This window comes from Providencia stuartii, from assembly GCF_029277985.1.
In the GTDB taxonomy this organism is placed as follows: domain Bacteria; phylum Pseudomonadota; class Gammaproteobacteria; order Enterobacterales; family Enterobacteriaceae; genus Providencia; species Providencia zhejiangensis.
Genome location: NZ_CP119546.1, coordinates 2,340,368 through 2,362,615, shown reverse-complemented (window position 1 = coordinate 2,362,615; position 22,248 = coordinate 2,340,368). Strand labels below are relative to the sequence as shown.

The window sequence follows — 22,248 nt, the reverse complement described above, 5'->3', positions numbered from 1 at the left end:
GATATCTTTTATAGTTTTCAAGCCCCGTGTATCATAGGCATTGTCTACAGGAGATGTTTAATTTTTGTTATAACTTTTATTAAGTTAGCGGGTTTCCTATGCTTGAAAATCTCGGTATCACGAATTTATGGACTTATTTAATTGGTGTGATTTTTATTACATTGGTACCAGGGCCTAATTCTTTATTTGTGTTAACTAGCAGTGCAAAATATGGTGTTAAAAATGGTTATAAGGCCGCTTTAGGCGTATTCTCAGGTGACGCTATACTGATTTTCTTATCCTTTTTAGGCGTTGCTTCGTTAGTTAAAACATCACCAATCTTTTTTAGTATTATTAAATATGTCGGCGCAACTTATTTAGTTTACTTAGGAATTAAGACACTTTACAGCGTCTTTCATAAGAAAGAGGCTGTCGCAGATGTCGATGCTATGGTGTTAGCAACGAAAGGAACGTATCAAAAAGCGGTATTTTTGAGTTTGCTTAATCCTAAAATGATTATTTTTTATGTGTCATTCTTTATACAGTTTATTGATCCAGCCTATCCAAATGCGGGTATCCCCTTTTTTATTTTGGGCGCCATTCTTGAAACATGTAGCATGATTTATCTATCAATGCTGATTTTTGGTGCTGTTGCTGTGACTAATATGGTTAAACATAACAAAAAATTATCTAAATTATCCAACAGCTGTATTGGCGCTATATTCTTAATGTTTGGTGCTAAATTAGCCTTAGCAGCCTAGTTTCTTATACTTATTCATGAAGCCGACTTAGTGTCGGCTTTTTTGTATTCTGTATTCTTTCAGCGTTGTTCTCTTTTTTTAAAAAATAGTAAGAGCCTCGCTTGCGCTGACAGAATATAGCGCACGATTGCGTTGTTAAATGGGATAAAAAATACAATACAATAAAAAGGTTTTTTGCTGACGAAATGGACTGTTGAATATGAAAAAATTAGTCGAAATAGCTCGCAAGTATGCGAAGCCAACGATCATTAATAGCTATATTGAGTGTGCTTATGTCGCCGCTGCACTTGAAACTGAAGAGGGTGATATTTATACAGGTATCAGTATTGATACTGCTTGTTCACTTGGGTTTTGTGCTGAACATGGTGCAGTCGCGGAATTACTGAAAGCAGGAAAGTCGGTTGTGATCAAATCGATGGTAGCTGTTGATTCATCTGGCAATGTAGTGCCTCCTTGTGGACGGTGTCGGGAGCTCATTAGTCAATTATCTTATAAAAATAAACAAACATTGATTGGCGTAGATAATGAAACACAAGTGACGCTAGAACAATTGATGCCTTATGATTGGAAAGTTGGGCAAGATAGAGGTTTATAAAAGCGAATATGGCTCAAGAATACAAACATTTCACAGCGACAGCATTGATACGTAATCACTCAGGGGAGTTTTTATTACATAAACATCGTAAATTAAATATTTGGCTCCCACCTGGGGGGCATATAGAAGAAAATGAAGAGCCACAGGATGCGGTTATACGTGAAGTACTTGAAGAAACAGGGTTAGTTTGCCGTGTTATTGATTGTGCTTATCCAACAACAACGAAGGTTGTAAGTAATGAACATGTTTGTGCGTTACCCATGCCTTTGGCGATTTTAAAAGAGTTTATTCCTGATAAAGTTAATGGCGACCATTGGCATATAGATATGGTGTATTTATGTGAGCTCGTTGCTCCAGATGAAACGCCATATGCGGAATTTGATTGGATTCCGTTTAGCGAACTTGCCAATCTCGATATTCCCGATGACCTTCTACAATTGGCAAGTATGGTTAATGAGTCTAATTTATTGAAATAAAATTATTTTGTATTGAAAAATAGCAGAGAAAGGCCAAGAAAAATGAATAATAATCCAATGATTTTATCCATAACCAATTGATAATTTAAAATTTTACTGCGCACTGTTGGTGTTGAGAAAAATAAAGCAATTACACTAAACCAGATCCAATGGGCAAAAGAGATAAATAAACCATAACTAAAATTTTGCAGTAATGAATTTGTACTTTGAATGACTTGGGTATAGACAGAAACCACAAATAGCATGGTCTTCGGGTTTAATGCATTAGTAAGAAAGCCCATTCTAAAAGCGGACAGTGTTGTTGGCTTCACCACAGCAGTGCTTTCTACATTTATTTGATGTTTGTTGGTCAACGACTGAAAACCAATATAAACCAAATACCCTACACCCAGTAGTTTCACGAGAGTAAAGAGCATGGGAGAATTCATAATAACCAGTGTTACACCAAAAATGGTGTAGAAGACATGTACTTGTACACCAAAAGCGATACCTAATGCAGAGAATAAGCCTATTTTTGTTCCATAGACATAACTATTACGGGTCACCATTGCAAAATCCGGACCCGGGCTCATCACCGCAAGTATCGTGATTGTTGCTACTGCAAGAAGTTCATTCATTCTAAATCCTTTAAATAGATGATAAAAAATAACGTTAAATTGCTTTTTATTGATTAATTTAAATTACTGATTAATTTAATTATCAATAGATTGTGTTTAACTAAAAAGCGATTTATGCTGACACTAATCTGTCAGTTTTCGTTACCTATTTATCGGTATAATTTAAATGAAACTACCGCCATTATCTTCACTACGTTTTTTTGATGTCGCTGCCCGTACAGGGAGCTTTGTGAAAGCGGCCGATGAACTCCATGTCACCCACAGTGCCATTAGCCGACAAATCCGTCTGCTGGAAGAACATATTGGTATCGAGCTGTTTGAACGACGTAATCGAGCGGTATTTTTAACGTCGGCAGGTAAAAAGTTATTTCACACAACCCGCGAAATATTCGCCCAATTAGAGACGACACTGCAAGAATTGGCTCAAGAGCAGGATAGCCATGTTGTTAGTATCTCTTGTGAACCAACGATTGCAATGAAATGGCTTATTCCTCGATTGACATTATTTTATCGAACGTATCCGCATATTACGGTACATCTCATTGCAGCGGGGGGGCCTATAGATTTTACTAAAGCAGGTGTTGACCTTGCATTGAGGCGTAATGATTTTAAATGGGATGATAGTATTTACGCTGAAGAGATCTGTCGTGAAAGAATGGGGTTAGTACAGAGCGCTGACTTACAAAATCAAACAAATGATATGACGTTACTTTATCCGGCCTCTCGGCCATCTGTTTGGCAGCAATGGCAACAACAAATGGGAGAGGTTAAGCGGAGCAATAGGCAAGTTTCATATGAGCATTTTTATCTGTGCATTCAGGCGGCAGCTTCAGGGCAGGGTATAACCATAGCATCATGTCTTATGGTGGAAGATGAAATCAAATCAGGGCAGTTAATCGCTCCTCAAGGGTTTATTGAAGATGGTTCGGCTTATTATTTACTTGCGCCTAAAGCGCCGAGTATGGGCAGTACGCGATATCTCTTCAGTGAATGGTTAAAAGAGAACCTACAAGCCAGTGCCAAGGGGATCCAGTCAGAAAGCGCTCTTTTTTAGGTGTGATTTGTTTATTCTTTCAGCAACCCTATGTGATAAATAAAGATTTTGTCACATAACCATTTTATGTCGTGCTATATTTTCTGACTTAGGTTTGTCGGTTTATAAAGGTGGAGTGAGTGATGAGTAAATTACGGGTAGGTGTCATTTTTGGCGGTAAATCAACAGAGCACGAAGTATCCTTACAGTCAGCGAAGAATATTATCAATGGCCTTGATCGCAATAAGTATGATGTGTGCCTGATTGGTATCAATAAACAGGGCCATTGGCATGAATATGATGAAGCTGATTTTTTAATTCATGGTGATGACCCTTCTCGTATTGCCTTGAATACACCAAAGCGAAGTATTGCGATTATCCCAGGTAAATCAACCCAACAATTTATTTCACTCGAAGATGCTCAACCACTTCCTCAAATAGATGTTATTTTCCCTATCGTTCATGGCAATTTAGGTGAAGATGGCTCCTTGCAAGGGCTGTTACGCATGGCTAACTTGCCTTTTGTCGGTCCGGGTGTTTTAGGCTCTTCAGCTTGCATGGATAAAGATGTGACAAAACGTCTATTGCGTGATGCCGGTTTGCAAATTGCCCCATTTATTACACTGATGGCATCTGACCACACAACAGTAAAATATGCTGAAGTCGTTAAGCAGCTAGGATTGCCATTATTTATTAAGCCAGCCAACCAAGGCTCTTCTGTTGGGATCAGTAAAGTCACCAATGAGTCTGAATTTAATGCGGCATTGGATTTTGCATTCTTATTTGACGTAAAAGTGCTGGTCGAAAGTGCGGTGAAAGGGCGTGAAATTGAGTGCGCAGTCTTAGGTAATGAACAGCCAGTTGCCAGCCCGTGTGGTGAAATTGTTCTTCACGACAGTTTCTATGCTTACCACACAAAGTATATTGATGAAAATGGTGCCTCTGTTGTGGCTCCAGCAGACTTAGAATCAGCGGTAAGTGATAAAATAAGAGAAATCGCACTAAGGGCTTATCGAGCATTGAACTGCTGTGGCATGTCTCGAGTTGATGTGTTTTTGACCGAAGATAATCAAGTCATTATTAATGAAATCAATACCCTTCCAGGGTTCACTAATATCAGTATGTATCCTAAATTATGGCAACAGGGTGGGATGACTTACCAAGAGTTGATCAGTCGTTTGATCGACTTGGGGATTGAAAAATACCAACAAACTGTCGCTTTAAAAACAGCGAGTGATACACACTAAAGGTAACAAGGGGTGGAAAGTTTGCCAAACCGCCTATATTCAATAAAAGCGAGTGAATGTGGTTATCACGCTAGCTGTTAGCGTGATAATTCTCTTTCATTGTGATTTGCCTATAAGAGTCGGGTGTTATCACGGGTTATTGATATCTTCTTGTATTCGCTTTAAGAAAAACGCAGTCTCTTTTGGTGTTGTTAGTCGGATAAAGCGAATGTGTTGATATTGCTTATTTATCATACTTGCAATTCTTGGTGCTTTTCCTTTGTGATAGGTTTTTAGCACCCATAGCAGAATAGAATCACGACTAAAAAAAGTTTTTTTCCATGTTTCATTATTTCCAGTATTAGGCCACAGCTCTTTTTGGCTGATGATTCGATATAGCGCTCTGCGTATTGACTGATATAAGGTTCTAGAAAATGAATAATCTAGCCAAATCACCAGATCAACCTCTTGCCATTTAATCGGTTGTGTACGGGTATAGTTCCCATCAAGTACCCAACCATTTGGTGCGGCTAGGAATGCCTGAGTTAACTTTTCTTTTAATTGCTCATCACTAGAGTGCTGCCAATTTTTTTGCCAATAAAGTGCATCCAGCTCAATATACGGGATGGAATAAAGTGAAGATAAGGTATGACCGAGAGTGCTTTTTCCACTACCACTACAGCCTATAATATTGATTTTCATAACTTGAGTGATCTTATCGTCAATGTGTCATGCAGATTAATTGCCTGATACAAACTCAGCGTAAATAATAAATTATCTCCCGCTGAGGTCGTATAAAGGAGAAGGAAAGGTGGATTTTACTTGTTGATTATTTTAAATGATCAAACAAAGAATGCTTTACTATTTGATTTCAGCAGACAAGTGACACATAAGCAGCTGTCGATAGCTGCCTACACTTGCTTATTTCAATACAATATTAAATGTTTAGAGCGTGATAAAGCGAGGCCACTCGTTAATGTACTATTATAAAACCCGTTGTTTAATCTGTGGCCTATTCGCTAAAAACCGTCAATTAATAAGTGACTTACACCAGACATAGTTTATATAACGAAATAGTGGTTCAAAACCGAATTTTTTGTATAGATCAAACCCTGCTTCTGACGCATCAAGGAAACAGTGCTCGACACCTTGTTGGCGGCAAAATGCAAGTGCATAAGCAATTAATTGTGTTGCATAGCCTTTCCCTTGGTGGGTAGGTTCGGTACCGATGTCATCAAAACGAGCCAGAACCCCTTCAATAGTGACGGTCATTGAGGTGGCTGGCTCACCATCAACCAATAGAACAAGATGGAATTGAGGGGCACCTTGTTGTAAAGCATCTTCATGATAACGAACATACTCATTAACGACTTTATCGTGCTCATCTGAGATATAAAAAGCAGAGACTAAAGGTTTTGCCCATAAGGATAGATCATGGTTGGCAAATACAATATCCACCTGATTTTTAGGTAATTCTACAGTAAGTTGTTTATCTAGGGATAATGCCATGGCCGTCGTGACGCTGTCACGTTTGTAACCTAACGCCAGCGCTTCATTGACGATTTCTTGTTGCATCTCTTCAGGAAGCACCAACGTATGGTTTTTCTTTTGTGCTACAAACAGATGATGGGCTTGTTTGAATGCTTGAACAGATGACTCAGGCTGAAGATAGATAAAGTTAAATACAGGCGAATTTAGCGGTGTAAGGTAACAAATCGTATGTTGCTCAATTTGGATACTGTGCTCACAAATCGAGGTCCAAAACGTTTTTTCAATGGACTGATAATGCCTTAAATAATAGAGCGGAATATTCATATTTCAGTTACCTGACGCAAAGCGTGTTAATCGATAAGGGCTAAGTGCTGTTTTTTCTATGCCATGTATTATTTCATCTTGCGCCAAATGGCAAATCAGCGGTGCAAGTGTGATAGCAGCATGCATACTTATAATATATAAACCACTAAAATCAGCAACTTTCCCAACAATTGGCAATTCATCTTGTGGCATAGGTCGCATTCCTACGAACGCTTTCTGTAAGACTAATGTATCTGTACCTATAAATGAATTTTGAATAACGGATAAGGCATTTTGTGCGATATTGCTCGCACTGTGCTGAGGTTGCTCATCAATGTAATCTTCCGCACATAAGGTATTTCCGTTTGTTGTAGGGCGGACTTCCATATCAGGAGTCGAGAGGATATGCCGCATAGCGGGAGTGGCATTAACATCTTGAAAATGAGCAATAATTGAAGGTGAAGGGGCTATAGGTAGCGTAACGTGTAACGGTTGTAATAGCTCGATAGCACCTAGACCTGCGGTAATAATGACCTGATCTGCATATAAACGGCTTGTTGAAGTCGTAACGCCAATAATTTTATCATTTTCTTGTAACAGCGTTCGTACCGCGGTATTGGGTAAATAGTTTACCCCTTGATTTATGGCAAGCTCAAGAAGCGTTTTTGTCACATAAACAGGGTCGACGTAGCCTTCATCAACAGAAAAAGCCGCCAGCTCAGGAAGTGTAAATAGATTAGGCTCCAGTGCTTGTAGCTGCTGCTTGTTGAGGGCAGTAATGTTAAATCCTGTTTTTTTATGTGAATCAATAAATTGTTGTGTCGCTTCTCTATCATGTTGCCAGCTAATGGCTCCGCTCCAATTAATGCCGAGTTGGCCTTGCGTTAATTTATCCAGCGAACGCCATTCATCAAGCGCTTGCTTTCTGAATGCACTATATTCATTAGGGCGACCATAAGAAACATTGAGCCAAGCAAATGCATGTTGAGTGACTCCACTGGCTGCTTCATGTGCATCAATCAGGGTAATTTGTCCCTTAAAATGACGCGATAAATACCAAGCTAGAGTTGTGCCAACAATGCCAGCACCTACAATAATAATTTTATTATTTTGTTTCAAATGTTTCCCTCTTGACCTGAATTTTATAGTTTTATCTTATTAATCAATAAGTAAGTTTCTATTTTGAGCAGATGGTATTGCACCTTACCATGCTATGATTAAGGTGCATCAGTGTGACTCAGCACAACGCATTAATGTTCCTCTAAGAATATTGGGGATGCATTAAACCCTTATAAATTTAGAAATAATAGCAATGATGATTAATAATGAAGCAATCATTAGTAGTGCAGTTGCTAAAGTGAATTGAAATGCGACAAAGCCGATAGCAGCAGGACCAGCCAAAATCCCTAGGTAACCTAACGTCGAAACGGCTGGAACGGCGAGGGCTTCTGGCATTGTATTCTGTTTACCTATTGCCGCAAACATGACAGGAACAATGTTAGAGCAACCTGCACCAACTAAGGCATAACCCATAATAGCAATGGATAAATATGGAGATAACACTGCAATAATAAAGCCAAAACAAGCTAAAAGAGCGCCCCAAAATACTACGCGAGCGGAACCGACACGCATAACAATTCGATCTCCGGTTAAGCGGCCAATGGTCATGGTGGTAGCAAATGCAGTAAAGCCAAGCCCCCCGAGAGACTCTTTTAAACCATGATGCTCAATTAAAAAGACTGCACTCCAATCTAAAACGGTTCCTTCCGCGAGAAAAATAGCAAAACAGATAATACCAAAAACTAAGACGATACCTTTAGGTATCGCAATTAGCGGGCCAGTCGGTGCATTGGCATAACCTAGAAAGCCTTTAAAGCTCATTGAAAGTAATAATAAACAGACAAGCGAAATTATCGTGGCAGCGATAATTGGCGGAATGCCGACTAATAAAATAGCACTCATTGCTCCAGCCCCCGCGATCCCACCAACGCTAAAGTAACCATGAAAGCCAGAAATAATCGGCTTTTCAGACGCTTTATCAACGATCACTGCCTGTATATTCATTGCGCAATCAGTAAGTCCGATACCGACGCCGAAAACAAATAGGCAGACGATCAAAATACTGATCTGTGAAATAGCCGGTAATAAAGGGAGCATGAAGCAAAAGAGGATCGTCGCTGCAACCATGAGCTTACGACAACCAAATTTAGCAGCCAGCGCGCCGGTTAAAGGCATAGCAACTAACGCCCCAACGCCGAAACATAATAACAATAGACCCAATGTGGCGTCATTGGCACCAGTATTGATTTTAACGAAAGGAACGATTGCAGCCCATGACGCTGTTGCAAAGCCAGAAATGAAGAAAATAATTCGTGTGGCGATTTGTTCTTTTTTTGCCGGAGGCATAGCCGGTGTTGTGTTTAATAATTCTGAAGATGAAGTCATTGTATCAATAATTTAGTTTAGTTATTAAATGGTTTATGATGAAGCTTATTTCAACCTACTCATGTCAAATAAGGCAATTATTTGCCCGTATCATGCAATGTTGATGTTGTTCTCATCGAACATGAACGTTCGTGGTGAGCGCTGATTATAATAAGGATTAAAGAGACAAGATCATAGGGGAAAGTGTGAAATTAAGGTAATTATTCATTTTTATCTGTACTAGGTTCAGATGACCCTTTTGCTGCGTGAAAATAAATAATGTTAATTATTATGGAAATTGATGTAGCTAATTTATCAATGGTAGAAAAACAGCATGCGTTTTTGTACAAATAATAATGTGGGAATAAATAGTTTATAACATATTTTCTTTTTCTATTTAGAAAAGGAGATGTGGAGGTTTAATACGCGACAACATATTATGAAAACTGACTGATGGCGGGTTATAGAATTATCATATTATTTTTAACCCACAGTGGTTGGTGAAATGTAGTGAACAAAATTAAATACTAATGCGTATATGTTGCTGTATTTATCTGTTTTCCTTAATTAATGTATACGGTGCATTGATTCAATCGCATAATGAAAAACGCTTTTTAATCTATCATATCTATATTATATAAAAGAGCATTTTCGGTGTATATTTATATAGCGTTAGATGTCTATACTTGTTAGGAATATATAATATATTGGTTATTATGGTTATGACATGAAAATACTCCCTGTTATTTTATGTAGTATGAGTTTTTTTATAGCGAATCAAGCTAATAGTTCACCTGAATTACAAAAAATTCAAAATAAACAAGGCAAAGAGATTCACTATTATCTTCTCAAACAAAACGAGCAACCCGCTGAAAACTTGCTGGTCTTAATTCAAGGTTCTGATTGTCGAAGTGTGATTAATAATACCAATATGGTAGAAAACTTTGCTATCGCGTTTCCAGATAATGATATCTTATTGGTTGAAAAAACAGGGTTAGATAGTCAAGTTGGCAAAGACGGAAAAGAAGTCTCAGCGGAGGATTGTCCTATTGCTTATATGGAGAATGATTCGCCATTAGAACGTAAAGATAACTATTTAACACTGTTAGCGCATTTTAAAAATAGTTACCAACACATTGTTTTACTTGGTGGAAGCGAAGGGGCTGTGGTGACAAATTTGATTGTGGCTGATACTGACATGGTTCATGCGTCTATTTCACTTAATGGTGGTGGCGCATTTTTTATTAATGATGTGCTGTATAGCATCGAAAAAACAGTACCTAGTGAAGAATCATCACACGCCATTGAAGGTTTTAAGCAATTTGCTAAGGATGTAGTACAAAATAAATTACAACAAGATAATTATCCAAGTGAACATGGAAAAAAATGGTGGCGTGAAATGTTAATGATTAACAATCAAAAATTACTGCAATCAGTTAAAACGCCCCATTTAGTCATACAAACCATGAACGATACTCATGTTGATCCGCATAGCGTAATGAGGATGATGGGATACGTTAATAACAATCATGTATCGTTCAAGACTTACCCAGACCTTGACCACTTTTTTATTGATGATAAAGGGAAGTCACAGACAAATGTCATCGTCAACGATATTCAGAAATGGTATCGCGCGATCGATAAATAGCATTTTTAGCCTCCTTCGATAATGGGAGGCTAATAGCTAATGATGAATAGGGAGTTTTACGCGTTTATTTAAGCCTCAATATATTCGTTTGGGCGTAAAATTGATGCCTTCCATAAACCTATTGTGTGAGCTAATTAACGCGTTAATTAGCTTACTTGACTGTTTTTAATTCAAATTCACTGATCTGCAAAGGTTGTTCTTCTAATTGATAAATGCGGGGCGACATACACATTTTTAAGTTACCTTAATGTTTATTCAAGTAAGAATAAGCGCCTTTTTCCTAGATACAGTGCTTTTTGCGGATGAAAGCGTAGACATTCACGAAAAGAACGACAGTGAATAAGCCGTATTAATGAATTAATTTTACTCAGCGATCTTACTCAACAATAAAGCTGTAATAGTGGAAAAGAGGGGTAAATCCTAATTTTTGATAAATAGACAGCCCATCACTAGAAGCTTCTAGAAAGCAACACTCAATATTTTTTCTTATACACGTTTTTAAGGCATGTTTAATGAGTAAAGTCGCTAATCCTTGGCGTTGATATTGAGTATCCGTACCGATATCGTCAAGACGTGCCATATTCCCATTTATCGTGAGTGTTAAAGCACTCACTGGCGTATTGTTTTCATTAAATAATACATAGTGTTGAGACTGAATATCACGCTGTAATGCTCTTTGGTGATAGCGAATATATTCATTGATTACAGTAGGATCTTCATCTGCATCACTATCTTCAGTACCAAATGCAGTCATTAGCGGCTGTGCCCATTCGATTAACTGATCATTACAGAGTGCGATTTTGTACCCTTCAGGGAGTGCCTCCTCGGTGTGATTGACCATCTCAGCTCGAGTTAAAACCATTGCGGTGGTTTCTCCATCACTTTGATACTGTTTCTCTGCAATCAGTGACATCATGTGTGGAAGAATATCTTCGTGTACGACAAGGATATAAGGCTTTTTTTGTTTAACAAATAGGTTGTTAGCAGTCGTAAAGTCAGCGACAGATGCCCCTGAATGTAAATAAACAAAGCTGAAGGCCGGTATCGGTAATTCTGAGAAATAAGCAATGGTTGCATCATTAATAGCAATAGTGTCTTTACATATGCCAGTCCAGAAATGACGTTCTTGTTGATAGAATAATATTTCATTATTTTTCATAATATTACTTCATTTGTTTCCCTTTTGATTGAGTGTACAAAAAGTCTGTGTTACTGAACAGTTCATCGGGCTAAGAGAGCATTTTTGGCGCGATCAATTTGCCCTTCCTGTACAGATTACCTGAAAAATACTATACTCCCCCTATGTATATAATGAGCGACAGACTATGCCACATTCACCGAAAGAGAAAAAAGCCGTCTTGACACGAGTCAGAAAATTAAAAGGACAGCTACTCGCATTGGAAACCGCTTTAGAAGATGAAGTGGAATGCAGTGCAGTGTTACAGCAAATAGCCGCAATTAGAGGAGCAGTTAATGGGCTAATGGCTGGCGTTTTGGAAAGTCATTTACGAGAAGGATTGCAAGCGTCAGCGGCTACGCAAAGCCAAAAAGAATCTGTTGATGATGCGATTTCTCTCATTCGAACATACCTGCGTTAATAATAAGGAATCAATATGAAATCAAGAGCCGCGGTCGCGTTTGGACCTGGAGAACCACTGAAAATTGTTGAAATTGATGTGATGCCACCGAAAGCAGGTGAAGTGCTAGTTAAAATCAGTCATACAGGGGTTTGCCACACTGACGCATTTACCTTATCTGGGGATGACCCTGAAGGATTATTCCCCGTGGTGTTAGGCCATGAAGGGGCAGGCGTTGTGGTCGAAGTCGGTGAAGGTGTTACCAGCGTTAAACCCGGTGACCACGTTATTCCTTTATATACGGCAGAGTGTGGTGAATGTCTATTTTGTCAATCAGGCAAAACGAATTTGTGTGTATCTGTTCGTGCAACTCAAGGTAAAGGTGTTATGCCTGATGGCACGACTCGTTTTTCCTACAATGGTCAGCCACTTTATCATTATATGGGATGCTCAACGTTCAGCGAATATACCGTAGTCGCTGAGGTTTCATTAGCCAAAATTAATCCTGAAGCAAACCACCAAGAGGTGTGTTTATTAGGTTGTGGCGTAACCACAGGGATTGGTGCGGTGCATAACACAGCCAAAGTCCAAGAAGGGGATTCTGTTGCAGTATTTGGTTTAGGCGGTATTGGCCTTGCTGTTATTCAAGGTGCGAGGCAAGCGAAGGCAGGGCGTATTTTTGCGATTGACACGAACCCTGCGAAATTTGAATTAGCCCGTCAATTTGGTGCTACTGACTGTTTAAATCCTAACGATTTTGATAAGCCTATTCAGCAAGTACTCATCGAAATGACAGAGTGGGGGGTGGATCATACTTTTGAATGCATTGGTAATGTTAACGTAATGAGAGCCGCACTTGAAAGTGCACATCGTGGTTGGGGCCAATCTATTATTATTGGTGTTGCAGGAGCTGGACAAGAAATAGCGACTCGCCCATTCCAACTTGTAACGGGGCGCTCATGGCGAGGTACTGCATTTGGTGGCGTGAAAGGTCGTAGTCAACTTCCTGGAATGGTGGAAGATGCCATGAAAGGAGATATTGAGTTAGCTCCTTTTGTCACCCACACGCTGCCTCTTGAAAGTATCAACGACGCCTTTGATTTGATGCATGAAGGTAAATCCATTCGTACTGTGATCCACTACGATTAACGGTTAACAAGCCCAATTTTAACCTGTTTTTATTGGGCTTGTATTTTCAAATTGATAAGGAGCTCACAATGGAAAGGATTGAACGCCACGCTTGTTTTGGCGGCTGGCAAGATGTTTATCAGCATTACTCTACCGTCTTAAATTGTGATATGAAATTTGCAGTTTATCTGCCGTCGACTTCAGCAAATAAACAGTACCCTGTCATTTATTGGCTATCTGGATTAACGTGTAATGAACAAAATTTTATTACGAAAGCGGGAGCACAACAATTTGCTGCTGAGCATGGTGTCGTTTTAATTGTGCCAGATACGAGTCCTAGAGGGGAACAGGTTGCAGATGATGAAGCTTATGATTTAGGGCAAGGTGCGGGTTTTTACCTAAATGCGATAAGAGAACCATGGCATCATCATTATAAAATGTATGACTATATTGTGTCAGAATTACCTAATCTTATTGAAGCCAATTTTCCCGTTAATGATAAACGCGCTATTTTCGGTCATTCAATGGGGGGACATGGCGCATTGATGATTGGCTTACGTAATTCAGAACGTTATTGTAGTCTGTCAGCGTTTGCGCCAATTGTTGCACCATCACAAGTTCCTTGGGGACAAAAAGCATTTGCGGCTTATTTAGGGGAGGATAAGTCCCTCTGGTCGCGCTATGATACGATCAATCTCCTGAATGAGGCGCAAACGACTCCCCCTATGCTGGTTGATGTGGGAACTGACGACCCTTTTTATCAAGAACAATTACAACCTGAATTGTTTGATGAGGTTTGTCAGCGTAAACGCCATGATTTTACTTTGCATTTGCGTGAAGGCTATGACCACAGTTACTATTTTATTGCTAGCTTTATTGGCGAGCATATCGCATTTCATGCACGTTATCTGAAATCATAATTATGCTTGGTGATGAAATGCTTCATCACCAATCTTTATTTAAACCATTTCCATCAAAGGATAGCTATGCGTAAAGCGCCTGACACGATAACCTTTTTTGAGCGATTATTACCACTGGTTGTTTCTGGTGAAAAAGTCATCACAATTCGTGATAAAAGTGAAAGTAATTATATTCCTGGAACGGTAGTGAAAGTATTTGCCCTCGAAACAGGCACTTATTATACGGATATTGAAATTCTTTCTGTTGAGCCTATTGGTTATGATGAAATTTCAGCGTATCACGCGAAACAAGAAGCAATGACGTTAGATAATTTAAAAACCTTAATTCGTGAAATTTACCCTACAGAGCAATCACTGTTTGTTATTCACTATCGCCTCGTTCAGTAAATGTATTTTACTTAGTGATTGAGCTTATTGCTTTTGTCAGTTTCATAAAGGCTTTAGTTGTTGGTGTCATTTCATTTTCATCAGCAATAGCAAAGGCAGCGGAACGTTTAGATGAAAAAACGGGTCTGCGGATATTTGCTGGGGGCTGTTTGATGATGTTAGAACTCTTGATTGAAAATAAAAAAGGCAAAGCCTAAAAATTACAACTTTGCTCTTTTATATTACAGCAGGAACGTATAAATCAATCGCACCAATTATTTTATTGTTATAACAAATTAGTTATGGTTTAAAATGGTTTTGGTGTTTAATGAGAAATTGTTTTAATGTAGTGGGGGCTTTCCCTGTAATTTTCTGAAAATTGTCAAATATCATTCCTTCGCGAGACAATTTTCCAGATGTGAAAGCAACATAATGGTCATAAATGCTTTTCATATAGGCAAGTTCGAGTGAGTTGGTTTGGGCAAATTGCCAAAACTCATCTGGGTCATCGGCTTGATAATGAAAAGGAATACCTAGCTCCGTTGTTAATAATTCAGCAATTTGTGTGTAATTTTTATTCTCATAACCTAAGCGATATACTTGCCCAGCATGCTGTTCAGGGGAAAGTAAACAATAAGCTGCAAGTTCGGCTACATCAGCACAATCTACCCAACTTAATATAGCATCACCAAAGTAAGAATGTAGGACACCTTTATTGATATTATCTTCCCCTTGGTAACCTAATAAATTCTGCATATAGGACTCAGGGCGTAAGTGAGTATATTGGATACCTGACCATTCGATATAGCGTTCCACTAATTGATGCCAAGCCCAATGGGCGACTTGTGCCTCATCATCACCACAAGCGCCAAGGTGCACAATATAATTAACCCCACTTTTTTTGGCGATATCTACAAAGACTTTGCTTTGTTGTAGCATATCAATGGTATAACCCGTCATCATAAAAACAGAATTCACACCAGAAAGTGCCACTTCAATGGTCTTTGGCTTATCGTAATCCATTTCGACAATAGGATAGGGGGAATGAGTGAGTTTCGCGGGATTTCTAACGGCGAGAACAACATCTTCATGCCCTTGAGCTTGTAATGAACGAACTAAATAATGCCCAACTTGGCCAGTTGCACCAGTGACAAGAATTCTATTTTTCATTATTTATTACCAACAAAATCATAATGTTTTACTCATGATAAATGCTATAGATTGCTGAGAGTGGTGAGTGAATGCGGTTTCTTTAAATTTACTCATCCCGTTTGCTTGATAAAAATTGACTGCGGAATGATTTTCAGCCAGCACATCTAACCATAATAGACGGTCTCCATGCTGTTTAGCGAGTGATTCTATTTGGTTAAATATGCTTTTTCCATTTCCTTTACCAGTTGCAGTAGGTAAAAAATACAGTTTATTTAACTGAGTGCCTATGATGGATTCATTAGTGATCGCTGCATGATACGTTAGTTTTACTATGCCTATTGGTTGAGTATTCTCGATAATAAACCAATCAGTATCCGGTCTGCTAATATCATCAATGATTTTGTGCGGAGAGTATTCATGATAAAGATAACTGGCTAATTCATCGGCATGTAACCATAGCTTAGCAAAGTGGTAAAGGTAGCTTTCCATACCGATATTATAGAGCAGCGTGGCATCTTGTTCTGTGGCTTTTCTTAGTATAACTTCCATAAAATATCTTATTATTTAGTGTATTAAATACTAGATGCTAAGAATAGCAAGCATCTCTTTGCTTTCTTCATCTAACCCTATTTCTTTAAAACCAAAGGATGAATAAAAGGATTTGGCAACCGTATTTTTAGGATTATAGCAAATCTCGATTTCTTGCAATGATGAGGCTCGCTTGATTTCAGCCAAGGCGAGTTTCATTGCTTGGCGTCCTATTCCTTTGTGTTGATATTTTTGATCGACCATAAAACGCCAAATAGCTATTTTTGTGTCTGAGGCAGGTACCCACATAAAAAAACCAACAGGATCATCATCGAGGTAAATAGCCCTAGTAACATACTCTGGATTATAGGCAGCCTCAAGCAAAGACCATGTATTTGAAGCAACAAAGTCTTCTTGTTCTTCAAATACATCGAGTAAAGATATAGATTCGTAATTTTCTTTTGTTATTGGGCGTAAATGAATATTCATTATTTTCTCCTTGATGGAGTATCAAGTTTATACAATTGGTTATATGTTGCCTACCGGAGGAGCGATATAGCGCATTTTTAGCGCTAAAAAATGAGACAGCACTATCGTTATTTGAGTGTATTTAAAGGGCTGTAGTATTTCTTACTAATAGTTTTATTATGGGTAAAGTTTTATCGCGGGAAGTAATGTTGTTGCATTCTATTTTATTGGTACTTTTTTATTTTTATATATTGGTAAGTAACCGATTATTAATTTATTAGCGAAAATAACAGATACAATAAAATGAGATAAAAATAATAATGACTGATTTAAAGGTAAGGTCAGTCAGTTTAATTTAAATATAATATCAAGCTAATAAAGCATATTTAAAATATAGCTAGATTATACAGAGATTATCAGAGGGGAAAGTATAGGAGGAAACGGTGCTATAAAATGCACCGTTTTTCCATTAATTGTTAATCGTTTTATTGATTTCTGGGTAAGCAAATAGGGCAGGAGCACCGCCAGTATGGATAAAAAGAACGGGCGTTTTTTCATCTGAATTTTCTAGATAATTGAGCAAACCTGCCATGGCTTTTCCTGTATAAACCGGATCTAATAAAATTCCCTCACTACGAGCTAATAGGGTGATAGCATTCAGTCCTGCTTGATTTGGCATACCATACATAGGTTCAAAAAAACCATCCCATAGTTGTACTTCAGGCACTTTTAAAATTGCAAATAACTCAGCTAATTCACGCTGAATTTTTTCCACTTTAGGCGCTTGCTCCTGCTTAAATCGTGACACTGTCACGCCGATGACCTGAGAATGAGGTAATAACTCTTGTAAACCGATAGCCAGTCCAGCATGGGTTCCCGCACTACCTGAAGCGACAATCACTTTCTCAAATTCGATTTCCAACGGTTTCTGTTGAGCGATTTCAATAGCGCATTGAACATAACCTAATGCACCAAGCGCATTAGAACCGCCTACAGGCACGATATAAGCATCTTCTAAAGCTAGAGTTTGAATGAGTTCTTCCATTTGAGCTTGAGGGTCTGTTAATGCCTCACACATCACAGATTCAGCCCCAAATAGGTTAGTCAGCAACTTATTGCCGTTATGCAAGAAATTATGCTCATCACTTTGAATCGGGTTTTCAAGTAAGGCAATGCATCTTAATCCATACATCGCGGCAATTGCTGCTGTTTGGCGAACATGGTTAGACTGAATTGCTCCTGCGGTAACAATGACTTTCGCTTTTTTCTCCAGTGCGTCAGCAATAAGAAATTCCAGTTTACGAAGTTTATTCCCTCCCATTGCAAGAGGAGAAATATCATCACGTTTAATGAAAATTTCACGACCATATACACGCGATAAATTTTCAAGACGCTGAAGAGGCGTCGAGGTTTTATTCAAATTCAACTTGGTGAATTGGGCTAATTTTTGTTGTAGTGACATGTTAACTTCCTTGGAAACTAATGTGAAAAACCTAAGTATAGATAAATAGCGAGTACCATACTTGCTGTAACTAACGCATAAGGCATTTGTGTACGAATATGTTCGATATGGTCGCAATCTGTAGCCATTGAGGCGACAATCGCATCTGCTGAAATGGGGGACGTCATATCACCAAATATTGAACCAGAGATAGCCGCACCGATCATATATTCGATAGGCATATCAATGGATATACCGAGTTGTACACCAATTGGGATCATGATGGCAAAAGTACCCCATGAGGTGCCTGTTGCTAATGACATGATGGCGCTAATGATAAAGATGAAGCCGACAGAAAAACCAGGGGCCATCACGCCTTGCGTAACGGTGGCAATATATGTACCTGTATTTAGTTCTGCTGAAACATTTCCCATTAAAAACGCTAATATCATAATAGAACTAATTTTTAGCATGTTGGCATAACCAATAAATAACTCGCGAAAGAAACTCTCAATATTCAGTAGTCGGCGAGCGATAAACCAACAGAAAGAGACCACAGTACCAAACATAACTCCCCAGTAAACAGATGTGGAACCACTTCCTTTACTAAAATCACCATCACCAGTGATGTATAAAGCCACTGGAACCATCAATACGGTCGACAGAATTGGGATAAAAAAGTTGAATACGGAGTGTGTATTAGGATGGTCAATAATCTCTTTTTCGTCTTCTATTTGATTTTTTTGCGAATGAATACCTGTTGCGTGGTTGGCTTGATAACGCATTTCCGCTTTTTTCATTGGCCCCCAAGAGATATTGGTAAAAACATAGAATAAGATCGTTATAAGCGATAACCATGCCATTAAGTTATAACCTATTGATGTAATTAAAATATCAAAAGGTTCGCCACTAATCAGTCCTTGTGAAATTTGGACGCCAATCAATCCCATAATCACAGCTCCCCAGCCATTGATAATGGCAGAAGAGCAAACAGAGACACAGGCGGTTTGGATGATGTATGACATTTTTTCAGGCGCAACCGCATATTTATGCGCTAGATTCTTCGTGGCAGCACCAGCAACCAACTGATTAATTGAGCTTTCTATGAAAATCAAGGAAGTAATCACAATCGCCAAGAGTTGCGTCGTAACCCGATTTTTGACTAATTGCGTTCGATTGGACAATAACTGAACTAAGGCTCGGACGCCTCCTGTAATAACGACTAGGCGCATAATGCCGCCGATCATTACCATGAATACGATAGTACGAGTATTGCCTGGCGAGGCGAATGTATCAATAACGCCGTCGACTGTTCCCCTGATACCCAGCAAGATATTGTGGTCGTTAATCACGGTAAAACCAACGAGGATCCCCAACATCAGTGACAGCATGACTTGACGAGTGAATATCGCCAATAGAATAGTTACGATGGGAGTAATGATTGTCCAAATGCCATAGTCTTGCATGTATTTACCTATTTGCAATGAATTTTTATTTTAAAATTATAATTGTTGAAAAATCATAGCACTAATAGGGAAGTTTATTGAATAAATAACTGCACATACTCTGCGTTTTATAACGAAAAATAGGCATAAATTTTAAAATAAGGAGAAAAACAGGCGGGAAGTAGGTAAAAAAACCATTGAGAAATGGCTTTTTTACCTTAAGTAATTATCAAAAGCTAGTTTAGGTTTTTCCATTCGTCATATGTGATACGGCTGAGCTCTTCTACTTTGATTTCACCAATTAATTCAATATATTGAGGCTCAAGAGTGCCATAATGAACAAATCCACATTTTTCTTGAGCGATTTTAGACTGTTCGTTACCTTGAAAATAGCCGCACCATAAATTATCGAGTTTTAAGTCGTTAAAACCATGACGCATAACTTCGCGAATCGCTTCTGGAATCAAACCTTTCCCCCAAAATGGAACGCCAATCCAATAACTCACTTCGGCATCGTTTTCACCAATGGGGAAGTTGCTTTCTGAGCCAATTGATAAACCGATTAAACCGATGGCACGGTTATCTTCTTTTAGTGCAACAGCATAAATCTCATCCCGCATAAAAATATTTTTGATGATATCTAAGCTTTCTTCAACGCTCTGGTGTGGGGGCCAACCGGCAATAGGTCCAACGCGTTCATCTTTAGCATATTCATATAAGTCCGCTGCGTCGTTTTCTTGCCAAGGACGTAAAATTAATCTTTCTGTATGCAATATCATTTTTTTATCTCCTAAAATCTAAATAAGTGAACGCTATTTTAGGTATTTTTTTGATAGATATAAGCGCAAAACCTCGCTATTTTAGGTACTTTTAACAACTCATTGCTCTTTTTATACTGGACGTAACGATTAATGCGTAGCTTAGTGAACCATTCGTATCATGTCCCTCAAGTTGCCAGCTTGGGCGAAACGACATTTGATAAACAACTGTTAATGCCGCTTGTTACAGCTTATGTAACCGTGTTGATTTGCAAGCGAGGAAGCGCCATTTTTAACATTAATTTCAACAAATATGTTGTAAAAGCGCATGATATTGTTGTGTTGTATGACGATACGTTCGTCATGCTACAGCAATGTTCACGCTCAGCACTGTTTGACTATATTTTGCTTGAAAAAGCCTTTGCCAGTGATGTTGCATTTCAATTGCCTAATCCGTTGTTTGCGTTTTTCAATGAATCGCCAGTACTTCATGTCAAGCAAGAAGATTGGAAGTCATTACAACAATGGCAAAGGTTATTGAGTTTTATTATTCAGCAGCAAGGGGAATATGCCACCTTGATGCTCTGTAATCATGTGCAAAATTTCTTTTTAATGATTGCGAATAAAATGCCTCAAACACCGCTTAAGCAAAAAGCACAGCAGAGCCGTAAAGAGCAGCTGTGTTGGCGTTTTTGGGACATGATTACTCAGTATTGCAAAGTGCACAGAGAAGTACAGTTTTATGCACAAAAATTAGCAGTAACCCCCTTTTATTTATCACAGATAACCAAGAGTTTTTTTAATGATACTCCTAAAGCATTGATAGATAGACAAGTTATACTGGAGATCAAAGCGCTATTAGGGTCTGGGAATAAATCAATCAAAGAAGTGGCGGTGTTATTAAATTTTGAAGATACCTCTTATTTATGCCGATATTTTAAGCGACACACAGGCGTGACATTATCGCATTTTAGGAAAAATCATGGCTATGACTGAGATATGTCATTAGATTGCTTCAATTTGTGTAGCATGTTTTTTCACAAAATCAATAAAGCATCGTAACCTAGGTGAAACGGCTTGGTTGCGATAATAAACAGCATGAATGGGCTGCCTTACTCTGTCTGTTTGTTCTGTTAATACTTGAACCAGTTGACCTGTTGAGAGAGCTTCATGGCTCACGAAATCAGAAGAAAGCAGTATCCCACAGCCTTGAAGCGCTAATTGAAATAACACTTCACCGCTGGATGCTGACATATCTGGCGTTATTTTAAGTGGCGTGCCATCCGCTTTGTTTATTGGCCAGATATTCAATGTTTCCGGTGTGGTAAAACCTAATAAACGATGGTGATGTAAATCATCAATCGTGTTGGGCATGCCGTATTTGCTAAGATAAGCAGGGCTGGCCAACAGCCGTTTCTGACTATAACCAATTAATGTTGCATTAAGTGATGAGTCTTTTAATTGACCAATACGAAAGGCGACATCCGTTTTTTTCTCTAGCAGATTAGTGACACCTTCAAAATTGGTAATTTCTAACGTAATTTGTGGATATTGCTCACTAAATAGTGGCATCAAAGGCGCGATAACTCGAGTTAAAAAAGGAGTCGAAGCATCAACGCGTAATTTTCCAGAAGGGATAGTTTGACGTGCGGATAACATTTCCTCGGTTTCTTGAGCAAGTTGAACTATCTCTCGCGCTTTTTGCAAAAATGCACAACCTTCATCACTGAGCTTGATCTTACGTGTTGTACGGTAAATTAGGGTGGTTTGTATTTTTTCCTCTAGTCGAAGAAGCAACCTACTTACCGTTGATATGGTCATATTCAGCTGTTCGGCAGCTGCTGTCATAGAGCCGCAATCAACGACACTGATAAAGACTTGTAACTCTTCAAATGTCATCTTCATTTTTGCA

Annotated in this window: 25 protein-coding genes; 12 read left to right on the top strand and 13 right to left on the bottom strand. The window is 38.7% G+C overall.

From position 1 onward, the window contains the following. Window positions 1–98 precede the first annotated feature (98 nt). The 3 genes from leuE to P2E05_RS10300 all read left to right on the top strand — a co-directional run bounded on the left by leuE (window position 99) and on the right by P2E05_RS10300 (window position 1,811). The gene (gene leuE / locus P2E05_RS10310; RefSeq protein WP_154623025.1) at window positions 99–740 is read left to right on the top strand and encodes a leucine efflux protein LeuE; all 642 of its coding nucleotides are present in this window, start codon (window positions 99–101) and stop codon (window positions 738–740) included. A 199-nt stretch (window positions 741–939) separates the two neighbouring features. After that, a complete protein-coding gene (locus tag P2E05_RS10305; protein WP_154623026.1) occupies window positions 940–1,335 on the top strand; it encodes a cytidine deaminase family protein in 396 nt (131 codons plus the stop codon). 8 nt (window positions 1,336–1,343) lie between these two features. Further along, on the top strand, window positions 1,344–1,811 hold the full coding sequence (locus P2E05_RS10300) for an NUDIX hydrolase (protein WP_154623027.1): 468 nt from the start codon (window positions 1,344–1,346) through the stop codon (window positions 1,809–1,811). Window positions 1,812–1,813: 2 nt separating this feature from the next. Here P2E05_RS10300 and P2E05_RS10295 read toward each other — a convergent pair whose 3' ends face one another. Beyond that, window positions 1,814–2,428: a LysE family translocator gene (locus P2E05_RS10295; RefSeq protein WP_196713086.1), complete on the bottom strand. Its 615-nt coding sequence runs from the start codon at window positions 2,426–2,428 to the stop codon at window positions 1,814–1,816. A 166-nt stretch (window positions 2,429–2,594) separates the two neighbouring features. On the opposite strand from P2E05_RS10295, the gene P2E05_RS10290 reads away from it, so the two are divergent. Next, window positions 2,595–3,482 (top strand): LysR substrate-binding domain-containing protein, encoded by an 888-nt coding sequence (locus P2E05_RS10290; protein WP_247047890.1) that lies wholly within the window; start codon window positions 2,595–2,597, stop codon window positions 3,480–3,482. 122 nt (window positions 3,483–3,604) lie between these two features. After that, window positions 3,605–4,708 carry a D-alanine--D-alanine ligase gene (gene ddlA, locus P2E05_RS10285; RefSeq protein ID WP_272657735.1) on the top strand — a complete coding sequence of 368 codons (1,104 nt, stop codon included), beginning with the start codon at window positions 3,605–3,607 and terminating at the stop codon, window positions 4,706–4,708. 129 nt (window positions 4,709–4,837) lie between these two features. On the opposite strand, the gene P2E05_RS10280 is transcribed toward ddlA, so the two are convergent. The 4 genes from P2E05_RS10280 to P2E05_RS10265 form a co-directional block, all read right to left on the bottom strand. Next, the gene (locus P2E05_RS10280; RefSeq protein ID WP_247047892.1) at window positions 4,838–5,389 is read right to left on the bottom strand and encodes a shikimate kinase; all 552 of its coding nucleotides are present in this window, start codon (window positions 5,387–5,389) and stop codon (window positions 4,838–4,840) included. A gap of 327 nt (window positions 5,390–5,716) precedes the next feature. After that, a complete protein-coding gene (locus P2E05_RS21675) occupies window positions 5,717–6,502 on the bottom strand; it encodes a GNAT family N-acetyltransferase (protein ID WP_154623032.1) in 786 nt (261 codons plus the stop codon). Between the two features lie 3 nt (window positions 6,503–6,505). Then, entirely contained in the window at window positions 6,506–7,600 is a 1,095-nt protein-coding gene (locus P2E05_RS10270) for an NAD(P)/FAD-dependent oxidoreductase (RefSeq protein WP_272657736.1), read from the bottom strand. Between the two features lie 162 nt (window positions 7,601–7,762). After that, entirely contained in the window at window positions 7,763–8,926 is a 1,164-nt protein-coding gene (locus P2E05_RS10265) for an MFS transporter (RefSeq protein WP_154623034.1), read from the bottom strand. Window positions 8,927–9,632: 706 nt separating this feature from the next. Here P2E05_RS10265 and P2E05_RS10260 point away from each other — a divergent pair. Further along, window positions 9,633–10,553 carry an acyl-CoA thioester hydrolase/BAAT C-terminal domain-containing protein gene (locus tag P2E05_RS10260; protein ID WP_247047835.1) on the top strand — a complete coding sequence of 307 codons (921 nt, stop codon included), beginning with the start codon at window positions 9,633–9,635 and terminating at the stop codon, window positions 10,551–10,553. Between the two features lie 376 nt (window positions 10,554–10,929). Here the strand turns inward: P2E05_RS10260 and P2E05_RS10255 are convergent, their stop codons facing one another. Further along, the gene (locus P2E05_RS10255; RefSeq protein ID WP_154624125.1) at window positions 10,930–11,712 is read right to left on the bottom strand and encodes a GNAT family N-acetyltransferase; all 783 of its coding nucleotides are present in this window, start codon (window positions 11,710–11,712) and stop codon (window positions 10,930–10,932) included. A gap of 166 nt (window positions 11,713–11,878) precedes the next feature. Here P2E05_RS10255 and frmR point away from each other — a divergent pair, with 166 nt between their 5' ends. From frmR to P2E05_RS10230, 5 genes are all read left to right on the top strand, one after another. Further along, window positions 11,879–12,151, top strand: a complete 273-nt coding sequence (gene frmR, locus P2E05_RS10250) for a formaldehyde-responsive transcriptional repressor FrmR (protein WP_163861764.1) — start codon at window positions 11,879–11,881, stop codon at window positions 12,149–12,151. 15 nt (window positions 12,152–12,166) lie between these two features. Beyond that, window positions 12,167–13,279, top strand: a complete 1,113-nt coding sequence (locus tag P2E05_RS10245) for an S-(hydroxymethyl)glutathione dehydrogenase/class III alcohol dehydrogenase (protein ID WP_154624127.1) — start codon at window positions 12,167–12,169, stop codon at window positions 13,277–13,279. A 68-nt stretch (window positions 13,280–13,347) separates the two neighbouring features. Then, window positions 13,348–14,178, top strand: a complete 831-nt coding sequence (fghA, locus tag P2E05_RS10240; protein WP_272657738.1) for an S-formylglutathione hydrolase — start codon at window positions 13,348–13,350, stop codon at window positions 14,176–14,178. A gap of 66 nt (window positions 14,179–14,244) precedes the next feature. Then, window positions 14,245–14,565: a N(4)-acetylcytidine aminohydrolase gene (gene yqfB, locus P2E05_RS10235; RefSeq protein WP_154624129.1), complete on the top strand. Its 321-nt coding sequence runs from the start codon at window positions 14,245–14,247 to the stop codon at window positions 14,563–14,565. Between the two features lie 14 nt (window positions 14,566–14,579). Continuing rightward, window positions 14,580–14,762 carry a hypothetical protein gene (locus tag P2E05_RS10230; RefSeq protein ID WP_163861755.1) on the top strand — a complete coding sequence of 61 codons (183 nt, stop codon included), beginning with the start codon at window positions 14,580–14,582 and terminating at the stop codon, window positions 14,760–14,762. An 82-nt stretch (window positions 14,763–14,844) separates the two neighbouring features. On the opposite strand, the gene P2E05_RS10225 is transcribed toward P2E05_RS10230, so the two are convergent. The 6 genes from P2E05_RS10225 to P2E05_RS10200 all read right to left on the bottom strand — a co-directional run bounded on the left by P2E05_RS10225 (window position 14,845) and on the right by P2E05_RS10200 (window position 20,357). After that, entirely contained in the window at window positions 14,845–15,714 is an 870-nt protein-coding gene (locus P2E05_RS10225; protein WP_154635611.1) for an SDR family oxidoreductase, read from the bottom strand. Between the two features lie 18 nt (window positions 15,715–15,732). Then, entirely contained in the window at window positions 15,733–16,245 is a 513-nt protein-coding gene (locus P2E05_RS10220; RefSeq protein ID WP_154624132.1) for a GNAT family N-acetyltransferase, read from the bottom strand. Between the two features lie 30 nt (window positions 16,246–16,275). Continuing rightward, on the bottom strand, window positions 16,276–16,713 hold the full coding sequence (locus tag P2E05_RS10215) for a GNAT family N-acetyltransferase (protein ID WP_154624133.1): 438 nt from the start codon (window positions 16,711–16,713) through the stop codon (window positions 16,276–16,278). A 448-nt stretch (window positions 16,714–17,161) separates the two neighbouring features. Beyond that, window positions 17,162–18,154: a D-cysteine desulfhydrase gene (locus P2E05_RS10210; protein WP_154623563.1), complete on the bottom strand. Its 993-nt coding sequence runs from the start codon at window positions 18,152–18,154 to the stop codon at window positions 17,162–17,164. A 17-nt stretch (window positions 18,155–18,171) separates the two neighbouring features. After that, a complete protein-coding gene (locus tag P2E05_RS10205; RefSeq protein WP_154623562.1) occupies window positions 18,172–19,599 on the bottom strand; it encodes a Na+/H+ antiporter NhaC family protein in 1,428 nt (475 codons plus the stop codon). A gap of 215 nt (window positions 19,600–19,814) precedes the next feature. Next, window positions 19,815–20,357, bottom strand: coding sequence for a GNAT family N-acetyltransferase (locus P2E05_RS10200; RefSeq protein WP_154623561.1), 543 nt, complete (start codon window positions 20,355–20,357; stop codon window positions 19,815–19,817). A gap of 132 nt (window positions 20,358–20,489) precedes the next feature. On the opposite strand from P2E05_RS10200, the gene P2E05_RS21670 reads away from it, so the two are divergent. Then, window positions 20,490–21,332 carry a helix-turn-helix domain-containing protein gene (locus P2E05_RS21670; RefSeq protein WP_163861742.1) on the top strand — a complete coding sequence of 281 codons (843 nt, stop codon included), beginning with the start codon at window positions 20,490–20,492 and terminating at the stop codon, window positions 21,330–21,332. Between the two features lie 9 nt (window positions 21,333–21,341). Here the strand turns inward: P2E05_RS21670 and P2E05_RS10190 are convergent, their stop codons facing one another. After that, on the bottom strand, window positions 21,342–22,241 hold the full coding sequence (locus P2E05_RS10190; protein WP_196713096.1) for a LysR family transcriptional regulator: 900 nt from the start codon (window positions 22,239–22,241) through the stop codon (window positions 21,342–21,344). Window positions 22,242–22,248: the final 7 nt, after the last annotated feature.